At 36.5% G+C, this 19,128-nt stretch carries 18 protein-coding genes; 12 read left to right on the top strand and 6 right to left on the bottom strand.

What is annotated here, in order from left to right; genetic code table 11:
• Positions 1-418: 418 nt before the first annotated feature.
• The 4 genes from A9178_RS10320 to A9178_RS10305 all read left to right on the top strand — a co-directional run bounded on the left by A9178_RS10320 (position 419) and on the right by A9178_RS10305 (position 4,128).
• Positions 419-1,429: a DctP family TRAP transporter solute-binding subunit gene (locus tag A9178_RS10320; RefSeq protein WP_068674986.1), complete on the top strand. Its 1,011-nt coding sequence runs from the start codon at positions 419-421 to the stop codon at positions 1,427-1,429.
• A 30-nt stretch (positions 1,430-1,459) separates the two neighbouring features.
• The gene (locus A9178_RS10315; protein WP_068674984.1) at positions 1,460-1,972 is read left to right on the top strand and encodes a TRAP transporter small permease; all 513 of its coding nucleotides are present in this window, start codon (positions 1,460-1,462) and stop codon (positions 1,970-1,972) included.
• Positions 1,969-3,252: a TRAP transporter large permease gene (locus tag A9178_RS10310; protein WP_068674983.1), complete on the top strand. Its 1,284-nt coding sequence runs from the start codon at positions 1,969-1,971 to the stop codon at positions 3,250-3,252. The genes A9178_RS10315 and A9178_RS10310 overlap by 4 nt, the downstream gene beginning before the upstream one ends.
• Positions 3,253-3,351: 99 nt before the next feature.
• Positions 3,352-4,128, top strand: coding sequence for a triose-phosphate isomerase (locus tag A9178_RS10305; protein WP_197482177.1), 777 nt, complete (start codon positions 3,352-3,354; stop codon positions 4,126-4,128).
• Positions 4,129-4,169: 41 nt separating this feature from the next.
• On the opposite strand, the gene A9178_RS10300 is transcribed toward A9178_RS10305, so the two are convergent.
• Together A9178_RS10300 and A9178_RS10295 are read right to left on the bottom strand one after the other, a co-directional pair.
• Positions 4,170-4,943 carry a DeoR/GlpR family DNA-binding transcription regulator gene (locus A9178_RS10300; RefSeq protein ID WP_068674980.1) on the bottom strand — a complete coding sequence of 258 codons (774 nt, stop codon included), beginning with the start codon at positions 4,941-4,943 and terminating at the stop codon, positions 4,170-4,172.
• A gap of 263 nt (positions 4,944-5,206) precedes the next feature.
• Positions 5,207-5,977 carry a DeoR/GlpR family DNA-binding transcription regulator gene (locus A9178_RS10295; RefSeq protein ID WP_231889822.1) on the bottom strand — a complete coding sequence of 257 codons (771 nt, stop codon included), beginning with the start codon at positions 5,975-5,977 and terminating at the stop codon, positions 5,207-5,209.
• 278 nt (positions 5,978-6,255) lie between these two features.
• Here A9178_RS10295 and rpiB point away from each other — a divergent pair, with 278 nt between their 5' ends.
• The 6 genes from rpiB (at position 6,256) to A9178_RS10265 (ending at position 13,641) form a co-directional block, all read left to right on the top strand.
• A complete protein-coding gene (rpiB, locus tag A9178_RS10290) occupies positions 6,256-6,747 on the top strand; it encodes a ribose 5-phosphate isomerase B (RefSeq protein ID WP_068674978.1) in 492 nt (163 codons plus the stop codon).
• A gap of 26 nt (positions 6,748-6,773) precedes the next feature.
• Positions 6,774-7,721 (top strand): class II fructose-bisphosphatase, encoded by a 948-nt coding sequence (gene glpX, locus A9178_RS10285; protein WP_068674972.1) that lies wholly within the window; start codon positions 6,774-6,776, stop codon positions 7,719-7,721.
• 50 nt (positions 7,722-7,771) lie between these two features.
• Positions 7,772-8,434, top strand: coding sequence for a fructose-6-phosphate aldolase (fsa, locus tag A9178_RS10280; protein ID WP_068674967.1), 663 nt, complete (start codon positions 7,772-7,774; stop codon positions 8,432-8,434).
• 15 nt (positions 8,435-8,449) lie between these two features.
• The gene (gene tkt / locus A9178_RS10275) at positions 8,450-10,465 is read left to right on the top strand and encodes a transketolase (RefSeq protein ID WP_068674965.1); all 2,016 of its coding nucleotides are present in this window, start codon (positions 8,450-8,452) and stop codon (positions 10,463-10,465) included.
• A gap of 779 nt (positions 10,466-11,244) precedes the next feature.
• Positions 11,245-13,185: a TcaA NTF2-like domain-containing protein gene (locus A9178_RS10270; protein ID WP_068674963.1), complete on the top strand. Its 1,941-nt coding sequence runs from the start codon at positions 11,245-11,247 to the stop codon at positions 13,183-13,185.
• A 183-nt stretch (positions 13,186-13,368) separates the two neighbouring features.
• Positions 13,369-13,641: a YqhV family protein gene (locus A9178_RS10265; RefSeq protein ID WP_068674961.1), complete on the top strand. Its 273-nt coding sequence runs from the start codon at positions 13,369-13,371 to the stop codon at positions 13,639-13,641.
• Here the strand turns inward: A9178_RS10265 and A9178_RS10260 are convergent.
• The 3 genes from A9178_RS10260 to A9178_RS10250 are packed head-to-tail and all read right to left on the bottom strand — an operon-like array spanning position 13,615 to position 16,184.
• Entirely contained in the window at positions 13,615-14,415 is an 801-nt protein-coding gene (locus tag A9178_RS10260; RefSeq protein WP_068674959.1) for an ATP-binding cassette domain-containing protein, read from the bottom strand. The two genes, A9178_RS10265 and A9178_RS10260, sit on opposite strands and share 27 nt — an antisense overlap.
• A 40-nt stretch (positions 14,416-14,455) precedes the next feature.
• Positions 14,456-15,220 carry an ABC transporter permease subunit gene (locus tag A9178_RS10255; protein ID WP_068674957.1) on the bottom strand — a complete coding sequence of 255 codons (765 nt, stop codon included), beginning with the start codon at positions 15,218-15,220 and terminating at the stop codon, positions 14,456-14,458.
• Positions 15,221-15,233: 13 nt separating this feature from the next.
• Positions 15,234-16,184 carry a sulfonate ABC transporter substrate-binding protein gene (locus tag A9178_RS10250; protein ID WP_082918160.1) on the bottom strand — a complete coding sequence of 317 codons (951 nt, stop codon included), beginning with the start codon at positions 16,182-16,184 and terminating at the stop codon, positions 15,234-15,236.
• Positions 16,185-16,411: 227 nt separating this feature from the next.
• Here A9178_RS10250 and A9178_RS10245 point away from each other — a divergent pair, with 227 nt between their 5' ends.
• The gene (locus A9178_RS10245) at positions 16,412-16,909 is read left to right on the top strand and encodes a DUF3231 family protein (protein WP_068674953.1); all 498 of its coding nucleotides are present in this window, start codon (positions 16,412-16,414) and stop codon (positions 16,907-16,909) included.
• A 34-nt stretch (positions 16,910-16,943) separates the two neighbouring features.
• Positions 16,944-18,161 (top strand): MFS transporter, encoded by a 1,218-nt coding sequence (locus tag A9178_RS10240; protein ID WP_068675374.1) that lies wholly within the window; start codon positions 16,944-16,946, stop codon positions 18,159-18,161.
• A gap of 2 nt (positions 18,162-18,163) precedes the next feature.
• On the opposite strand, the gene A9178_RS10235 is transcribed toward A9178_RS10240, so the two are convergent.
• A complete protein-coding gene (locus tag A9178_RS10235; protein WP_231889821.1) occupies positions 18,164-18,778 on the bottom strand; it encodes a YitT family protein in 615 nt (204 codons plus the stop codon).
• Positions 18,779-19,128 lie beyond the last annotated feature (350 nt).

Here is a 19,128-nt window from a genome sequence, read left to right as displayed (position 1 = left end):
CATTAAAGAAATTATAGTTTATGTTCATTATCAACAAACTGATATAACAACGCTTTCAAGTACAGTAATAGAGTATACTGTTTTTTAATAATTGTCAATTACTTTCTTTTGTTTTTAAATATTATCGTTTCAGGGGACTTGTTGATATAAAAGCCATATAGTAGTTAATCGATTAAATTTAAAGGTGATATGTGCTTAATAGTTAATAGATTATTTTAGTCTCTGACTATTGCGTTTTATCGATTTCTATTCTTTTTATAATAAATGATAAAATTCAATAATTAATATTGACAAAATGAAAGATAATGATTAATATAAAAACATGAAAGCGCTTCATACGCATTTAAACAATAAAGTTGGATTATAGAGGATTCGCTAGTATTGATAGGTTGGGGATACACGGAGGGAGTTTGTACAAATGAAAAAACTGCGAAATATATTGATTGCGTTTACTATTTTATTAACAGGAAGCTTAGCTGGAGTCTTTTTATTCACGAGTGATGTTGTACAATCTGATGATACGATAATCATTCGATTTGGGCATGGGGCAGCAGAGACAAATGAAAGACACATGGCTGTTATGGAGTTTAAGAAATTAGTAGAAGAACGCTCCAGTGGAAATATGGAAGTTATTGTTTATCCAAATGAACAACTCGGTTCCGAAGCAGAAATGGTTGAAAGTGTTACTTTTAATGATTTGCAAATGGTCGCAGCGGCAACATTTAACCAATATGATCAACGAATTAGTGCATTTGAATTACCATATCTATTTCCATCTGCTGAAGTAGCATACAGAGTGTTGGATGGAGAAGTGGGTCAAAAAATTGGGGATCCTTTATTAGAGGATAATTTACGTATTCTAGCCTATTTCGAAAATGGGTTTAGAAACATTACTTCGAATGTCCCGATTAATACACCAGAGGATTTAGATGGAATTAAAATTAGAACTCCGGAGGTTCCGGTTGCCATTGACACCTTTAGAGCATTAGGTGCTAACCCAACACCAATGGCATTCGGGGAGCTATATATGGCACTACAACAAGGAACGGTTGATGCTCAAGAAAATCCGGTAGCTAATATTTATGCTACAAAATTCAATGAGGTGCAAGCTTATCTAAATTTAACGAGTCATCAATATACACCACTTCCAGTAGCAATTAGTGATGATTTTTGGAATTCATTATCCAAAGAAAATCAAGATATTATTCAAAAAAGTTCTTTGGATGCAGCTCAATTCCATAGAGATCTTCTAAAAGAAAATGAAGCAAAAATGATTGAGGAATTACAAGCGGCTGGAATGGAAGTGGTTAAACCAGATCCAGAACCATTTAGAGAGGCTGTTTCAGGTGTCTATGATAAATACAGAGCGGTCTTTGGTGATGAATTAATTGATATGTTACAGGATGCGACGAAAGAAGATATAGATTAATTAAACTTTAAAACATGAGGGGGAGCAAACATGAAAGCTTTAAAGTGGCTTGATGAACACTTTGAAGAATACATATTAATTTTTTTAAGTGTTGTTACAGTAGCAGTTGTATTTCTCCAAGTATTTATGCGTTATGCACTAAGTTCTTCGCTTGTTTGGTCAGAAGAAGTCGCTAGATACGCATTCATTTGGATGATTTATATAGGGGTTAGTTATGCGGTTAAGAAAAATAAACATTTAGCAGTAGATGCTTTTAAAACGCTTTTTGAAGAAAAAGGGAAACTCATCATTGGCATGATAGCAAACATTTGTTTCTTAGTATTTGTTGTTGTTCTTTCATATTATGGCTTAGACATTGTATTACGTGTAACAAGGGAATCCGCGGCGCTTCTATTACCGATGGAATGGGTGTATGCGGCTCCAGTGGTAGGGTTAACATTAACAACAATTCGTTTGCTACAGCAATTATTCAAGCAAGGAATGAGAATTAAAAAAATTGATTCCAATAAGACAGGCATTCAGAAAGAGAGGGAAGTAGTATGACGGCGTTTGTATTGTTTAGTAGTTTCTTTTTATTTATGTTGTTATCCGTACCCATAGCAATTGCATTAGGGTTATCTGGGTTAGTAACTGCTTTATACTCTTCCAATATTTCCATTACGTTCCTTGCACAAAGTTTAATAACATCGACAGATAACTTTACGTTAATGGCTGTACCGTTTTTTATTCTAGCTGGGGAAATTATGGGAAAAGGTGGAATATCTACACGTTTATTCGAATTCGCAAATGTATTTATTGGTAGATTTACTGGTGGATTTGCTATGGCTGCGATCGCAACAAGTATGTTCTTCGCTGCAATCTCAGGTTCTGGCCCTGCTACTGTTGCAGCAATTGGGGGAATTATGATACCTGCAATGGTTGCTGAAGGTTATGATCGTAAATTCGCAACCTCTGTTATTGTTTCAGCTGGTTCATTAGGTATTATTATTCCTCCAAGTATCCCTTTAGTACTTTATGGCGTTTCAGGTAATCAATCGATAGGTGATTTATTTATTGGTGGTATATTACCGGGTATATTAATTGGTCTTGCGTTAATGGTATGGGCTTATATCTATTCTAAGAAAAAAGGGTACAAGGGTAGCGGAGAAAAGTTTACTTTCAAAAGATTGTTTAAAACATTAAATAAAGCAAAATGGTCGCTTCTTGTTCCTGTTATCGTTCTCGGTGGAATTTACGGTGGTGTTTTTACACCGACAGAGGCTGCAGTTGTTGCGGTAGTTTACGCAGCAATTGTCGCACTATTCTTAAATAAGGAAGTGAAGTTGATAGAATTCCCCAAAATTATCAAGGATGCTGCACTAAGTTCTGTAGCAATTTTAATTATTATTGGAACTGCTACATCATTTGGTACGATATTAACGATGGAGCAAATACCTCAAGCAATTGCAAATGGATTCTTAGCTCTTTCTGATAATAAATATATGATTATTCTATTAATCAGTATATTGCTATTAATTGTTGGTTGTTTTATGGATACAGCAGCAGCGGTAATTATCTTTACTCCAATACTTTTACCTATTGCGTTACAAATAGGTATGGATCCGATTCACTTTGGTGTACTGATGATAGTTAACCTATCTATTGGATTTATTACACCACCATTTGGGGTAAACCTATTTGTAGGTTCAGGGATATCGGGGCTAGAGATGCATGTTTTATCAAGGGCTGTTGTTCCGTTCATCGTTGTTTTACTAATATGCTTAGCAGTCGTAACAACGATGCCACCTTTAACACTTGCTCTTATTTCATTGTTTAGCGGTTAATGGTGATAGAATCAATCCTCCACTATAATATTAATTGATTCATAGTGGAGGTTATTCATTCTTAAAAGAAATAAAAACGTAATAATAAGGAGTATGACGATGAAAAATAAAATTTGGGTAGGAACGAACTGGAAAATGACAAAAACGATTAGAGAGGGGCTATCTTATACGGAAGAACTTATTAGTATTGCTGAAAATATTTCTTCAAATATAGAACTATTTATTATTCCCTCTTATACTGCGTTAGTTCCTATTAAAAAATTAACATCGAATTCAAGAGTGCATATTGGTTCACAAAATATGCATTGGGAAGATCAAGGGGCTTTTACCGGTGAAATTTCACCAAAAATGTTAGATGAAATTGGTGTTAATATTATAGAACTCGGTCATTCCGAACGTAGACAATATTACAATGAAAATGATGAAGATATTAATAAAAAAGTACATTCTGGATTAAAATATGGTATGAAACCTCTTGTATGTATTGGGGAAAATATTGAGCAAAAAGCGAATGGCATTTCCAAAGAAATGTTGGCAGCTCAATTAAAAGTTTGCTTAAAAGACTTAACGGAAGAACAAGCACAGCAAGTAATGATAGCTTATGAGCCTGTCTGGGCAATCGGAGAAAGCGGTATTCCGGCGGATGCTACTTATGTTTCCGAAATACATCAATTTCTTCGCGAACAGTTAATGAATTTATTTGGAGATGCCGGTTCAGCTGTTCCATTATTATATGGTGGTAGTGTAAATTTCGATAACTTTATTGAATATATTGATATAGAAGATGTTAATGGTTTGTTTATCGGAAGATCTGCGTGGAATACGGAAAGTTTTGAAAAAATTCTTCATCGCTTAGATGAACATTTGTTTGCGTAATGAAAAGAGACTACCAAATCAATCGATTTGATAGTCTCTTCTTAGTTTGCAATGACAACATTCACTCCACTTTGTTGTAGTTTTTCTACTAATTCTTTATCTACTGCTTTATCCGTTATTAATGTATCAATCTTATCTGTTTCAGCAAATACTGCACTAGAGTTGGTTCCGATTTTAGAAGAATCTATTAAGGTAATTACATTATTTGCCCTCTTTATCATTTCTTTCTTTAATGAAACCTCGTACAAATTAAAATCGGTGAGTCCTGATTCAAATGTAAATCCATTTGGTGAAGTAAACATCGTATCAATATATACATAATCTAAGATATTTAGCCCTAATGTTCCTTCCGTAGCCGCTGAACCTTTTGTAACAACTCCACCGATAAGAATAACGGTTATATCAGGATTTTCCTTTAGTTCCATTGCTGTTTGAATACCACTTGTAATAACTGTTAGTTGTTTAGGTTGTTTTTTAATAAAACTAGCTAGCTCTAATGCTGTAGAACTAGCGTCTAGTAAAATGCATTGTTTATCTTGTACCATTTCTAATGCTTTTAATGAAATCTTTTTCTTTTCCTCTTTGTTTTTCAGTTTTCTAACAGAAAAATTAGTCTCTTTTCCGAGTTCATCATTCAATACCGCTCCACCATGTGTTCTTGCAAGTAAACCATTTTGTTCTAGTTTATTTAAATCGGTTCGTAATGTCGCTTCAGATACATTAATTTCTTTAGCGAGTTCCTTTACAGTTATTCTTTTATTTTCTTTTAAAACCTTCATAATAATATTTCTTCTCTCACTAACAAACATTTTCATTTTATACCTTCCTTGTATTAGTTTTTCTAATTATAGTTCTGTAATAATTGTTAAATTGCAATCTCCATTGTTTATATCACTTTTATTCCTTATATAATTTATTTTCCATTTGACTTCAATAGAAAAAGTAACATAAATGCAAACTAATAAAAACAATTGATAATTAAATTGTAAAACAAAATGGAAGCGATTACAAATGAAAACACTAATTAAAACACAAATAGGCTGCACCTTTCTAGCAGCCTAAGTAGTAGTTTTCTTCTTTAATCAACAACCTCAATATCCAAGTTACTTAACAATTTTGTTATATCTTCAGGAAGCTTTTCATCCGTCACAAATGCATCAATTTTTTCAGTAGGTGCAAATGATGCAATAGAGCTGCGACCAATCTTTGTATGGTCAATAAGAGCAACTACTTGATCAGACTTTTCTATCATTAATTTTTTTAATTCTACTTCATATACATTAAAGTCGGTTAAGCCATCTTGAACAGTGAACCCGCTTGCAGATGTAAACATAATATCAACGTTTATTTGGTCTAGGATTGATTTTCCAAGTAGTCCTTCTACTGCCATGGATCCCATTCGCGCTATTCCACCAAGTAAGATGACATTAATATTTGGATTTTCTTTTAATTCCAAGGCGGTAGATAAGCCGTTTGTTATAACTGTTAATCTAATATCTGTTTCTTTTAACTTACGAGCTAGTTCTAGAGCTGTTGTGCTGGCGTCCAGTATAATACTATTTTCGTTCTCGATGTATCTTATTGCTTTATTTGTTATCGATCTTTTAAAGTTTATATTTTTTGTAGATCTTTCAGAAAATGTATTTTTAGGTAAAATACTATCATTCAATACTGCACCACCATGGGTTCTCGTTAATAATCCTTCTTCTTCCATTATATTTAAGTCGGTTCGAAGTGTAGCTTCTGAAACATCTAGGGATTGTGATAATTCTTTAACTGTTAGTCGATTTTCTTTTTGAAGGAGTGACAGTATTAATTTTCTTCTTTCCTCTGCAAACATCTTTGCCATACATTTACCTCCGATAGCTAATATATATAAATATCATACCACGAAAGTAAACGAAAGGAAATGATGGGAGATTTAGTTACCTTTTTTATTAATAATAATCTCTGTAGGTTTCAATATGCAAAAGGTGGGTTTTAAATTATCAATAAAACAATTTGATTTCGCTTTTATTTTCGAAATGAAAGTAAACAATAAAAATATGCTTGCTAAAAACGATAACTTATAATAATATTAAATTGTAAATGAAAACAAAACAACAACGTTTGAAAGGGGTTTTTAATATGAAACTCGCAATTGGTAGTGATAATAATGCATTTAAATTAAAAGAAACGATTAAAGAATTTTTAGCAGATACAGAACACGAAGTAATTGATTTTGGATGTCATTCTAAAGACGCAGTAGATTATCCAGATGTAGCTTTTGAAATTGCTCAAGCTATTAGCGAAGGAAAAGCAGAACGTGGAATCATTCTTTGCGGTACTGGAATTGGTGTTTGTATTGCGGCTAACAAATATCCGGGAATCCGTGCTGCTTTAGCACATGATGTCTATTCTGCGGAAAGAGCGCAATTAAGTAATAATGCACAAATTATTACAATGGGGGCTCAAATTATTGGACCTGAAGTGGCGAAAAAAGTGGTTAAAGCATACTTGAATGTAGAGTGGGCAGAAGGTTCCAAACGTAAAGTAGATAAAATTATTGAGAAAGAACAAGAATTTTTAGCTGAAAACTATAAAGAAGCAGTAGCCGGAAGTAATTGTAGCGTTAACTAAACCTGTTAATTAAGGAGAGACGAAGCATGCAATCCTTATTATTAGATTTTCTAAAGGTAACCGAATCAGCTGCAGTTGCAGCAATGCCGTGGGTTGGTAGTGGAGATAAGATTGCAGCTGATGGAGCTGCTACAAATGCGATGCGAGAGAATTTAAATAAAATGAAAATGTTTAGTACGATTGTTATTGGTGAAGGTGAAATTGATGAAGCACCAATGCTTTACATCGGAGAAAAGCTTGGTCAGGGTGGAAGTCATGAAGTGGATATTGCGGTAGATCCAATTGAAGGAACAACCCCTACAGTAAATGGACAAGGTAATGCGATTACTGTCATTGCTGCTGCACCAAAGGGAACCTTACTACATGCACCAGATATGTATATGAAAAAAATGGCAGTAGGACCAAGAGCGAAAGGGAAAATTGATTTAGATGCGCCAATTGAAGACAACATTAAAGCGGTAGCAAAAGCGAATGGTAAAGAAATTACGGAATTAAATGTGTTGATACAGGATCGAACAAGACATCAAGAATATATCGATAGAATTCGGGAAACTGGTGCAAAGGTTCGTTTATTTCATGATGGTGATGTCATTTATGCAACAGCTACTTGTCTTGAGAGTTCAGGCGTCGACATGTTCCTAGGTATTGGTGGTGCACCAGAAGGCGTTTTAGGGGCAACTGCTATTCGTTGTCTGGGAGGGGAAATGCAAGCCAAACTTCTACCAAGAAACAATGACGAAATTAGAAGATGTAAAGAAATGGGAATTGCGAATGTAGAAGGCATATTAACCCTTGATGACTTAGTTAGTACAGATGATTGTGTGTTTGTTGCAACAGGGATTACAGATAACTTAATTATTGATGGAATTGAAACGGAATACAGTAACTTTATTACCCATTCAATTCTGGTTAATGGTAGGGAGAAACAAGTCAGATACGTGAAAAGTACCTATCCAATAACACAGCCTGTGTAATATATGAAATATATCTAGCGAATTTGACAAGAAACGGGAAGGTGTTTTACATGAAGTTTTACCTAGATACGGCAAATATGGAAGAAATTAAACGAATCACTCGTTTAGGTTTGGTAGATGGAGTAACAACGAATCCGACGATCATTGCAAAAGAGAACAGAGATTTTGAGGAAACGATTAAAGAGATTTGTAGTATAGTGGACGGTCCGGTTAGTGCGGAAGTGATTGGTTTAGCCGTAGATGAAATGGTGGAAGAGGCAAGAAATATTGCGACATGGGCACCGAATGTTGTCGTAAAAATCCCGATGACAGAAGATGGTTTAGAAGCTGTTAACATTCTATCTAAAGAAGGAATCAAAACAAATGTAACCCTTATCTTCTCTGTTGCCCAAGGATTAATGGCGGCAAAAGCAGGTGCTACCTATGTTAGTCCGTTTGTAGGTAGAGTCGACGATATTGGGGAAGATGGAATTGAATTAATTCAAAACTTAAAAACAACTCTAGCAAACTATGGCTTTGAAACAGAAATCATTACAGCTAGTGTTCGTACCATTAGCCATTTAGAAAAAGCGGCAAAAGCAGGGGCGGATATCGCAACGATACCTGGTTCATTACTACCTAAACTATGGAAACACCCATTAACCGATAACGGAATTAAACAATTCTTAGAGGACTGGGAAAAGGTACCTAAAAAAGCTGAATCACTATCATAAGAGAGGATGATAAAGATGACAACGACAGTTAAACAATCAGTTGAACAATTATCCATTAATGCGATTCGTACCCTTTCAATTGATGCGATAGAAAAAGCTAATTCCGGGCATCCAGGATTACCAATGGGAGCGGCTCCGATGGCTTATACATTATGGACAGAATTTATGAGCCATAATCCAAAAAACTCAAAATGGTTTAACCGTGATCGTTTTGTTTTATCCGCAGGTCATGGTTCCATGCTTTTATATAGTTTGTTGCATTTATCTGGATACGATGTTTCCATGGATGACTTAAAGAATTTCCGTCAATGGGGTTCTAAAACTCCTGGACATCCGGAAGTCCATCATACCGATGGGGTCGAAACTACTACTGGTCCATTAGGTCAAGGAATTTCTACCGCTGTTGGTATGGCGATGGCAGAGGTACATCTCTCAGCCAAATATAATAAAGAAGATTTTCCTGTTGTTGACCATTATACCTATGCCCTTGTAGGGGACGGGGACTTAATGGAGGGAGTTTCCCATGAAACAGCCTCTTTGGCAGGTCATTTGGGATTAGGAAAATTAATTACATTATATGACTCTAATGATATCTCTTTAGATGGTGATTTAAATAAATCTTTCTCTGAAAATGTGGAGGATCGTTTTAAGGCGTATGGCTGGCAAGTGATTCGTGTAGAAGATGGCAATGATGTAAACGCATTAAAGGCTGCAATCGAGGAAGCGAAACAGAACACGGAACAACCAACTTTAATTGAAGTGAAGACAGTTATTGGGTATGGATCACCAAATAAATCAGGGTCTTCGGATGCGCACGGTGCCCCTCTTGGAGAAGAAGAGGTTCAATTAACGAAAGAAAATTATCATTGGTCACATGAACCTTTCTTCGTACCAGAAGAAGTGTATGCTGATTTTCAAGAAAAAGTGGTCGAAAAAGGTGTTAAAGCGGAGGAAAAATGGAATCAAGTTCTTTCTGATTATAAACAAGCATATCCAGAACTTGGTCTGGAATTAGAAACAGCAATCCATGGTAAACTACCAGAGGGTTGGGAAAAAGAATTGCCTGTCTATGAATCTGGTAAGGACGCTTTAGCAACCCGTGCTTCATCTGGTGAGGTATTAAATGCAATTGCTAAAGCAGTTCCAAACCTCTTTGGGGGAAGTGCCGACTTAGCAGGATCAAATAAAACAACGATTAAAGATGGCGGAGACTTTTCACGAGAAAGTTATGCCGGAAGAAACATTTGGTTTGGTGTTAGAGAATTTGCAATGGCCGCAGCGTTAAACGGAATGGCCCTACATGGTGGGTTAAAAGTGTTTGGTGGTACATTCTTTGTATTTAGCGATTATTTACGTCCGGCAGTTCGATTATCCGCAATTATGAAGGCACCTGTAACCTACGTTTGGACGCATGATTCAATCGCAGTCGGAGAAGATGGACCGACACATGAACCAATCGAACATATATCATCCTACCGTTCTATGCCAGGTGTTTCACTCATCCGCCCGGCAGATGGAAATGAAACACAGGCAGCATGGCGTTTAGCTGTAGAGTCTACGGATAAACCAACGGCATTGATTTTAACACGTCAAAACCTTCCAACATTAAAAGGTACAGCTGAGCATGCTTATGAAGGTGTGAAAAAGGGAGCTTATATTGTAAGTGATTCTGAAAAAGAAACTCCGGATGCCCTTATTCTAGCTACTGGTTCGGAAGTTCAGCTTGCTGTTAAAGCACAAGAGGAATTGAAGACTAAACATATCGATGTACGTGTGGTTAGTATGCCTTCCTGGGATCGTTTTGAGGAGCAAGATCAAGCTTATAAAGATTCGGTTATCTCTCCTCTAGTGAAGAAACGTTTAGCAGTGGAAATGGCATCTCCATTTGGTTGGGAACGCTATACTGGCGATGAAGGAAAAGTAATTGGAATTAATACGTTTGGTGCTTCAGGTGAAGGAAATAAGGTTATGGAGGAATATGGGTTTACTGTAGAGAATGTAGTGAAACAAGTAGAAGATTTGATAAAATAGGGATAGTATAGGTACCTCTGTTCAACTGAGTGGTGAAGTGCTTTGCTAAATGCATAAGTACTTCACTATTTTTTATACAGACTTACTTATTTGGGAATAAAAATGGGATGCGGAAATGTCCCTCCGTCTCTAGAATGTTATAGTGTAAATAGTAGTTTGTTAATATATGCAAGTAAATAATGTGAAGTAGTGAATAAATAAACTCTAGTAGGAGGAGAATCATAATGGAAAGTAGTATGGCTGCATTATTTAATTTTGATGGGTAATATAGGAAACAGACTTATATTCGTGCTTGTATATCAGCACTCACTCTTAATATATCAGTAATCGCCTCCGTATATCAGCACTTACTCTTAATATATCAGCATTCGTACCCGTATATCAGCACTCGCCTCCGTATATCAGCACTTACTCTTAATATATCAGTACTCGTCTCCATATATCAGCACTCACTCTTAATATATCAGTAATCGCCTCCGTATATCAGCACTCACTCTTAAAATATCAGCATTCGTCTCAGTATATCAGCACTCACTCTTAATTTATCAGGACCCCGCTTGTATCGGTCCAATCAAAATGACAGGGCAGCGTTTTACAAAATGTAAAGCGCTGTCCTTTTATTATTGACCAGCAGCCAAATGAGACGAGGGACTGATGTGACTCCGGCATAAATCCCAATCTTGCTCATACAATGACATACAGGGGGGATTTTCACGTTTTAGATAAATAGATTAGAGATCTTAACGATTGATTTAACTATGACATCAGGAGGATTGCATATGCGTAAATCGTTAAGTATTTTTTTATTTATTTTAATAGTGGTGCTTGTGGCGGGGTGTACGCAGTCGGAGTCATTAGATGAAGAAAGAAGTAAGAGGCCGGATACGATCCATCATAAATTTTTATTCTATACGGAAAGTAATGTGAATGAGAATGGGGAAAGTATTGGGGAATTATCTATCAAAACAAAAGATGGTGAATTGGAGAAAATCGCTAGTGGTGTGAAAAATTATGGTTTTGTTTATTTGAATGATAAAGACAAGGTTCTCTTTGTAGATGAGGAAAATAAGTTATATGAGTTCCAAATGGGTAAGGATAAAGTTAAGCTTGCGGAAGATGTACAGTTTTTTGATGGATATAATAAAGAAGATTTTATCGTTTACCAGGATATGGATATGAATTTGTATGTGATTAAAAACGATGGAAAAGAAGAAAAGATAGGCTCTGAGGTTGCCCAATATGATTTGGTGGATGGAAATTTATATTACACAGATTTTGATGGGGACTATTCGGTCTATAACATAGAGAGCAGGAAACAAAGTGACATTGCTAATAATGTTGTTCATTTTAAAATATTGAATCGTGATGGGGATCTTGTCTATGTCAATGATGATTATATGCTTTTTTATAAAAAGGCAGATGAGGGTAGTGTGAAAATATCAAGTAACGAGATTGATCCTTATTACATTAAAAACGTAGACGACCGTTTAATTTACTTAAGTTATGAAAAAGATGATGCAATGGATTTATACTCCAGCACGTTATCCAGTGATGTGACAACAGAAAAGGTTGCGTCTAATGTATATTTAGCAGACTATGATAAAAATAGCTTTTATTATTTGAATGAGGATAATAATCTTTATCAGAAAGGCGAATATGATGAAAAAGCTACCAAATTAGCGAGTGATGTTCAGTATTTCTATTTAGTGGAAGGGACCGTTTATTATACGGATGAAGAGTACAATATATATAAGGTAAATAGCGCGGATGATAAGGAACAGATTGCTGAGAAGGTATATCAATTTAATGTCCACACAGATGGTCGGGTTGTTTATTTAACGGAAGAGGATGAATTATTTATAGACGAGACGAAGGTAGCAAGTGACATTGAAATGTATGCGTTTTTTCATGGTAATCTTGTTTATGCGACAAAAGATAATGAATTAGTCTTTATGCAGGATTTAGAAGAGGAGCAAGTAATAGAAGATATTCGCGATTTTTCGTCAGTCATGTATCAAAATCTACAAGTATTTTCCAATCAACTAACGTTTGACGATATTAGTGGGTTGTGGAAGTTTGAAGATGATTATGGAGCCATCTTCTTTGAAATAAGTGCAGATGGAACCGTTGCAGATTACTTAGCCGGGACGAAGGAAATATGGATGGTGGATTATGCCGAATCAAATACGATAGCAGCTTCATCGGAAAATGGATTTGTCACCATCACGAAACTAGATGATGAGACGTTAACTTTTAGTGATAGTTATAGCGAATATACGTTAACGAAAGCTACGAAAGAAGAAGCGGATAGCTATGTGAATGACGTTCAACGGGAAGAAAATAACATTGCCATCGAAACACTTATACAAGATTTTTTATTTATTATGACTTATGCAACGGATACAGGGGACCTTTATGACCTTGATTTTTACATCGACCCTAACAGTGATCTTTATCATGAATTAGCTGATTCTATAATGAAAATGTATGAGAATCAAATGGGAAAAGTCCTATTAACGCATGAGATAACGGATATTAAAAGTTTAGATGGGAACCGTTACGAGGTTATCGTAGAAGAAGAGCACTCTGTAATAGATTACACGGATTACTATGAAGAAATTGTGGAACAGACTGTAATCTATGAATTAGAGGAAGTAGATGATTGGTTTTATATTAGAGATATAGAAGTAGTAGAGCACGGGAATGCGGTAGCAGTTTGAGCCATGGGGACAGGTCCCTCGTCCCAATAAAAGAGCATTGTTTACGTAATGTAAAACAATGCTCTATTGGTGTATAGAATCCTTGGGACAAGGTACCCGTCCCTCTGGCTCCCCTCCGTCTCCGTTCTAAGATGGACAGGTTATGCATATAATGTCTGGAGTACAGATTTCGGGAGGAAGAATATGTTTACCTTATTGGAAAAGGCTGTTATTGCCATGGCATTATTTCGTATCTTATCAGGATCCATTGAGGTCTTTGCTGCATATTTGATGATTCGATTGAATGATGTGGAAAAGGCTCTAGTGATTAATAGTTCCCTTGCTTTTATTGGACCCTTAATTCTTATCATTACAACAACAATTGGAATTGTTGGTATCTCTGATAAAATTTCCTTTGGTAAATTTTTCTGGATCTTCCTCGGAGTTGCCTTAATTATTTATGGGGTTAAAAAGTGATTCCGTTTCCGTGTTCACAAGCATACTATAGTTTTTCTTACTTTTTCGATTCATAATTCGTGCTAAAATTTCCTCCACGTACATAGAAAAGGCAGGATTTGTACGTTGTCTTGGTCTGGGCAGATGAATGGGTTGATTTAAAGCTATCTTTCCATTTTCTATTAAAATAACACGATCCGAAATGGCCACTGCTTCTTCTACATCGTGAGTTACAAGAATAGAGGTGAATTTTCTTTCTAACCACAATGATTCAATCAATCGTTGCATTTCTAAGCGAGTTAAAGCATCAAGCGCTCCTAAAGGCTCATCCAGTAGTAATAAGGAAGGATCATGTACCAATGCCCTCGCAAGTGCCACGCGCTGTTTCTGTCCCCCGGAAAGTTTAGAAGGATAATCATGTATTCTTTCCTTCAGTCCCACCTGTGTGATCGCTTGCATTGCTCTATCTTTTTCATCTGAAGGTAAGCCTAAACAAACATTATCCATGACTCGTTTCCAAGGTAGTAACCGTCCATCTTGAAACATCATTCTTGCTTGTTTGTTCAATCCTTCCAAAGGAGTTCCATCTAAATTTATCGAGCCGCCATTTATATCTTCTAATCCCGCTACAAGACGTAATAATGTACTTTTTCCACAGCCGCTTTTTCCTACGATTGCTACAAATTCTCCTTCTCTAATCTGTAAATCAAGTCCCTCCAATACTTCCCTGTCATCGTATTTCTTTTTAACTTGATGAATGGTGACATCTACCCCTTGTAAATCATGTGAATTCAATTTGCATTCCCCCTATTTACTTGCCAATTCTGCCCAGAATTTAGTTATTCCATTTTAATAATTTCCCTTCAAAATACTTGGCAATCATATCCGATATTTTGCCAAATAACGCATAAATAATAATACTTAAAACAATAACATCCATTTGCATAAATTCCCTAGCGTTCATCGCCATATAACCAATTCCAGACTGAGCAGAAATAGTCTCCGCAACGATCAAGGTTAGCCACATGACTCCAAGTGAAAATCGGATACCAACAAGAATAGAAGACATAGCCCCTGGTAAAATAATTTGGAAAAAGAGCTCCTTTCCATTTAATCCATACGCTTTACCCATTTCAATTAGTTTTTTGTCAATCGACTTTATTCCATGATACGTATTAATGTAGACTGGAAACAAAACGCCCAATGCTACAAGAAATACTTTGGAGGTCTCGCCGATTCCAAACCACATAATCACAAGCGGAATAAGCGCAAGATGGGGAATATTACGTAACATTTGAATCGAGGTATCAAAGAATAAATCAGCAAAACGAAATACGCCATTCAATAAGCCAAAGACAAATCCAGCAATTCCCCCGATTAAAAATCCTACTAAAGCTCTCCATAAACTAATCCCCATATGTTCCGATAATTCCCCGGTAATCGTTAAGTCGATACCTGCCTGAATGATTTGGGATGGGGCGGGTAGTATCCTTTCTGGTATGGCACCGGACCATGATAATAATTGCCATGCTGCAATAATGAAAAATGGAATAAACCAGGGAACGAATTTTTCCAAAGGACCTTTTCTATTTCCTTTCATCTGCATTTCCCCCTTATTTCATTACCTCTTCTACGTTTATTTCTTTAGGAATAATCTTTAAACGATAAAAGGTATCCGCGATTTCTTGTTGCTCCTTTATGATGTCTTCTGTTATTTCTTCCACTCCATAAACACGTCTATCCACTGATTTTTCGATGGACTCTTCATCAATATTGAAAATAGGGGCTAACATTTCCACCAATTCTTCATGGTGGTTGTTTGCCCACTCGGAAGAATTTTCGATTTCCTCCAGAATCACGTTAATAATTTCTTCATTTTCAGCAAAACTTTTAGAGGCAACAAAGAAGTCTCGATCCGTCGTTAATCCTTCTCCGTTAACGAGTAACTCCCCGTCCGAATGAAGCTCCGTGGATGCTGTGTATGGATCCCAAACGACCATCGCATCAATGGTGCCCTGTTCAAATGCTACCCTTGCATCCCCTGGATTTAAAAATGCTGGGGTAATATCGCTATACTGAAGCCCAACCTTCTCTAAAGCCTTAACAATTAAGTAATGGGAGCTTGATCCTTTTGCAAATCCTACAGTTTTTCCATGTAAATCAACTAGTTCCTTTATATCCGACCCCTTTGGTACTAAGATTCCGCTGCCTTCATATTTTGAAAATCCGACCGCAACGTATACAAAAGGGGCATTGGCTGCTTGTGCGAAGATTGGTGGTGTATTACCTGTTCTGCCAAAATCAATGCTCTCCGCATTAAGAGCCTCAACTAATAATGGCCCTGCCTGAAATTCATTCCATTCCACAGAGTACCCCATGGCTTCTAATCGTTCCTCTAACGTTCCTAACGATTTTAAAATAAGCAATGGGCCATTTTTCTGATACCCGATACGTACAACTTTCTCGTCTTCAGAACTGTTATTTTCTTCCCCTTTTTCGGCACATGCCACGAATATAATGGAGGAAAAAACAATAACCAAAAATAGGCCTATTTTCTTTTTCATTGGTAATATCCCCTCTTAACATTCTTTAGTTTCTATTCTGAGCAGGTAGGAAAGTATAAAATCTTTCCCGTCTGCATAAGTGCAACTAAGGCATCCACCCAAAGGCTTGGCGGATGCCAAGTTTTCTAATGTTAGCCTATGTATAAATTGAAAGTAGGTTCCTGTCCTAAAGGATAATATCTTACTTTTAAGGGAAACTATATACGCATATGTAAAGGAGGAATAAGATGGCACTTATAAACAAAAAACCAGACGAACCATTTCATTCTGGGGAGATTTACCATTTATGGTCTTATCTATATAATACAAAAAACATATTAGTCACGATGCAGGTACTTATTAATCATACTGGTGAGCCTGATTTAAAAACGTATTTGGAGGATTTAGTAGAAAGTTGCCTTACACAAGAAGAACAGCAAGTGGAAGCCATTCTAAAAGAATCGGGAATCCGGTTGCCTCCAGCACCACCTGATAGACCGAATGTGGAAGTAGAAGATATCCCTGCAGGTGCAAGGTTTCATGATCCAGAAATCGCCGTTCTCGTTCAAAAAGAGTTAATGACAGATCGAGTATTATGTAGCTTTGTCACGGGAGTAGCAATAAGGGAGGATATTCGTTCTTTATTTGGGGAATTTCATACGCAAAAGGAAGAATACGAACAAAAACTTCTTGATCTAGCGAAACAAAAAGGTTGGATCGTTTCTCCACCCATTAACGTAAAGTAGGAGTGTACAAGCTTTGAAAAAGAAAAATAAAGGGATGGTCATCGCTGCCATCGGATCCGTTCCACTTATGATGACATTAGGAAACTCGATGCTCATTCCGATACTTCCGGAAATGAAATCTTCATTAGACCTTACGCAATTACAAGTTAGCTTGACGATAACGGTTTTCTCCATCGCAGCTGCTATTTTTATCCCAATTGTAGGGTATTTATCTGACCGTTTTTCACGGAAAATGATAATCATTCCTTCTTTGCTTCTATTTGGTGGAGGGGCTTTACTAGCTGGATTAGGTGCTGCCGTTTTTTCCAATTCCTATATTTGGATCATTTTAGGAAGAATATTGCAAGGAATTGGTGCGGCCGGAACTGCACCTATTGCTATGGCATTGATTGGCGATTTGTTCAGAGGGGGAGAGCGTAGCAGAATACTTGGTATATTTGAGGCATCGAATGGTTTAGGAAAAGTATTATCCCCAATACTCGGTTCTTTACTGGCCCTTATTGTTTGGCATTCGGTATTTTTCGCTTTCCCAGTGATTAGTCTTATTTCAATCCTTTTCGTTTGGATTTTTATTAAGGAAAAACGAAATTTCCAAGCACCTCCCCCTTTTAAAAAATATGTAAAAGGGCTTTTAAGTGTCTTTAAACATGAAGGCAGATGGCTATTTACGATTTATTTAGCTGGGGGGACTTGTCTATTCACCCTTTTCGGAATCCTATTTTATTTATCGGATGTTCTTGAAACGAAATACAACATTGATGGGGTTCCAAAAGGACTTATTCTAGCAATACCGCTGCTAGTAATGGTTTGTACGTCCTATATTACTGGAAGTAAAATTGGAAAAAATTTAGAAAAAATGAAGCGGCTTTCGGTTTTAGGCTTATTACTAATGACGTTATCTTATAGTTCGCTCGTATTATTTGAAAAACTTATTCCTTTTCTTATCGTTCTAGCCATAAGCAGTATTGGTGCAGGACTGGTCCTACCATGTGTTAACAGTTTAATTACAGGTGCAGTTGGAAAAGAGCGGAGAGGTTTTGTTTCCTCTTTATATGGTTCCGTTCGTTTTATAGGGGTTGCACTAGGTCCCCCTATTTTTACCCGGTTAATGGATTGGTCACGAACGGGAATGTTTCTTTCCATTGCTGCCTTTACCTTAATTGTAGGCTTGTTAGTGTTATTTTTAGTTCATGTTAAAGGAAAAGACGGGAAAGAAAAGAAAAAAAGTAATTTTAGGTATAAATACACCTAAGTTTACGGTTTCTTTCGCCAACCTAAAGTATAGACTTGTTGAAAGGAGATTTCACAAATCATATCTACCATTTTGGTTGAAATCCATTGACTAATAAGAGCAAGGAAGATTAATTTCCAATCGATTATCATAGCAACAAATAGAAAAATAAAGAGATTAAGGATAAAAAGTGGTCGACCAGGTAATACTTTTTTTCTGACGGAGATAATTATTGCGATGACCCCTACACCACCATTTGAAACACCTTGACGCATTAATATTCCGATACCTGTACCGAGAAAAACAGAACCAAATAGAAGATCCAGAAGCAAATTTCTATTTTTCACGATAATCCATTGTTCAAAAAAATCGACGGATAATGATGTCACTGTAATGGAAAGAAGCGTCCATAAAGCAAACCTTTTTCCCAAATATTTGACACCTAGAAATAATAAAGAAGCATTAACAATCCAAAGTGCTAGTCCCATTCCGATATGAAACAAATAATCCAAAAGAACCGTTATCCCACCAGCACCACCTGAAGGAATAGAATGGGGGAACAAAAATACCCCCATTCCCAGCCCTTGAATAGCTCCACCTGCTACAACTAAGCCAAATTTTAACATGAATGAATTCAATAAAAATCCTCCTCAGGGCTGTTTTTATCCAATGGATGAAGGACAACCTATTTTATTGTATTCGAAAGGAAGCGGAATCATGCTTACCATGGGGACAGGTCCCGCGTCCCAATTTTTTCTAGCCCCGAACTCATCAGGTGTATGAGTGCCCGAACATGGAGGAAAAGTCTTGATTCGGTAACTCATCAGGTGTATGAGTGCCCGAACGCAGAGGAAAAGTCTTCATATGGTAACTCATCAGGTGTATGAGTTCCCGAACGTAGAGGAAAAGTCTTGATTCGGTAACTCATCAGGTGTATGAGTGCCCGAACATGGAGAAAAAGTCTTGATTCGGTAACTCATCAGTTGTA

Source organism: Oceanobacillus sp. Castelsardo (assembly GCF_001659985.1).
GTDB lineage: Bacteria > Bacillota > Bacilli > Bacillales > Amphibacillaceae > Oceanobacillus.
The sequence above is the reverse complement of the archived record's forward strand: the minus strand, read 5'-3'. Positions and strand labels throughout refer to the sequence as shown.